This is a genomic window from Streptomyces alkaliphilus, assembly GCF_014141535.1.
Classification (GTDB): Bacteria; Actinomycetota; Actinomycetes; order Streptomycetales; family Streptomycetaceae; genus Streptomyces; species Streptomyces alkaliphilus.
Genome location: NZ_VKHT01000894.1, coordinates 1 through 2,065 on the forward strand (window position 1 = coordinate 1; position 2,065 = coordinate 2,065).

Here is a 2,065-nt window from a genome sequence, read left to right on the forward strand (position 1 = left end):
CCCCCCGAGCGCTTCCCGCCCCCGGGGACCACGCGGAAAAGTCGAAAAACGATGGGTTTCCCCCCGGTCCGGCCGGGCAGAAGAGAGCCCTTCACCGCCCCGCTCCGCCGGTGTCGGGGGGCCGCCCGCGGCATCGGGTCCCGTCCTCCGCGGAAAGAAGGAGGGGAAACCCGGAAGAACCGAAAAGGGAAGAAGTTGAGCGGCTCGGCGAAAAAGAAGGCGCGGGGAACACCGAAAAGCTCTCCCGTACCCCTTCCGGGAAGACCACCGAAAAGACCCTCCGCGGGGCGGGTGGAAAATCCCACGGGAGCGGGGCCGGGGCCCGGACGCCCGGAGCTCCCCCGCCGGGAGGCGCGCAGGGCCGGTCGGGGCGCTCCTCCCCCACCGTGCCCGTCCGTTCCCGACGGACACCGGCCCGCAAACCGACCCGCGGTGCAGCCTCCCGGCCCACGGGGGGCTGACCGATTCGGCCGAAACCGTGTGGGGGGCGTGTTCCCGGCGACCGGGTCCGATAGGGGGACCGGCATCACGGCATCACGGCATCACCCGACATGAGAGGTGCCGGTCGGGACAGAAGCACCTGAAACCACGGCGGGGCCGCGAGAGCTCCCGTCTCGGCGATCACCGCACGACGGGCCCCGAAGCCCGTCACGAACCCGGGAGGTACGTTGAACCCGCCGACCGGTGCCACCGGCACCCTCGAGTCGTCCCCCGCGTCGGAGGCCGGTTCCCCGGACGCCGACGGGGAACTCGTCCGGCTGTCCCCCCGCGACTCCGCACGCGTTCTGACGCAACTGCTGCTGCCCACCGCCGCCAAGGGGCCGATCATCCGCCGGCCCGCCCCCATGAAGCTCTCCGAACGCCGCGGCTGGGATCGCCGGGCGCTGGCGCTGATGGCCGAACTGCGTGAGCGTTACGGCGACGGCCCGGTGATGGTGACCACCACCGCCCGACCGATCGCCCTGCTGCTCACCCCCGAGGGCATGCAGCGGGTCCTGGAGCGGACCCCCGACCCCTTCACCCCCGACACCCTGGAGAAACGACGGGCCCTGGGGCAGTTCCAGCCGCACGGCTCACTGATCTCGCGCGGCGGGGAGCGGCGGGCCCGTCGTCGGGTCAACGAGAAGGCCCTGGAGACGACCCGGCCGATGCACTCCATCGCCCCGGAGGTGACGCGTCGCACGGCGGAGGAGTCCTCCGCCACCGTGCGACGGGCTCTGCGGCACGGGGTGTTGGGCTGGGACGACTTCAACGAACTGTGGTGGCGCTCCGTGCGACGGATCGTCCTGGGCGAGGCCGCGGCCGACGACACCGAACTCACCCGGCAGTTGGACGTGTTGCGCTCGGCGGCCAACCTGTCCCTGTTGCGCACCCGACAACGCGCCCGGCGCGACGAGTTCCTGCTGCGCGTCCACCGACACGCCTTCACCGCCGAGCCCGGCACCATCGCCCACGAACTCCACGACCTGGCGCCCGGTCTGCCGGAGGCCGATCCGGTGGGGCAGATCCCGCACTGGATGTTCGCCTACGAACCCGCCGGCATGGTCACCTACCGGGCCCTGGCGCTGCTGGCGGGGCACCCGGAGCAGGCCGCCAGGGCGGTGGAGGAGGTGCGGGAGGCCGGCGACCCGGCCTCCCCCCACCTCCTGCCCCACCTGCGGGCGTGCGTACTGGAGTCGGTGCGCCTGTGGCACACCACGCCGCTGCTGCTGCGGGAGACCACCGAACCCACCCGATGGGCCGGGGGCACCATGCCCGCCGGAACCCTGGTGGCGGCGTACACCCCCTGGTTCCAGCGCAGCGATTTCGCCGCCCCCCACCAGGACTCCTTCGCGCCCGAGCAGTGGTTGTCGGGGAAGGCGGAGGAGAACCCGGCGCTCGTTCCCTTCAGCGGGGGTCCCGGACGGTGCCCGGCCGAGAACCTGGTACTGCTGACCGCGAGTTCGTGGCTGGCCGGGATGCTGGCGGACACCGACTGGAAGGTGATCTCCCGGCCCGCGCCCCGGGCCGGGGAGCCGATCCCGGCCCTGTTGGACCACTTCACGTTGTACCTCACCCCCCCGCC

Annotated in this window: 1 protein-coding gene; it reads left to right on the forward strand. The window is 72.6% G+C overall.

The genetic code is table 11. The features are described 5' to 3' along the window. Positions 1-668 precede the first annotated feature (668 nt). A partial coding sequence (locus FNQ90_RS20890) for a cytochrome P450 (protein WP_228471444.1) occupies positions 669-2,065 on the forward strand: 1,397 nt, incomplete at its 3' end.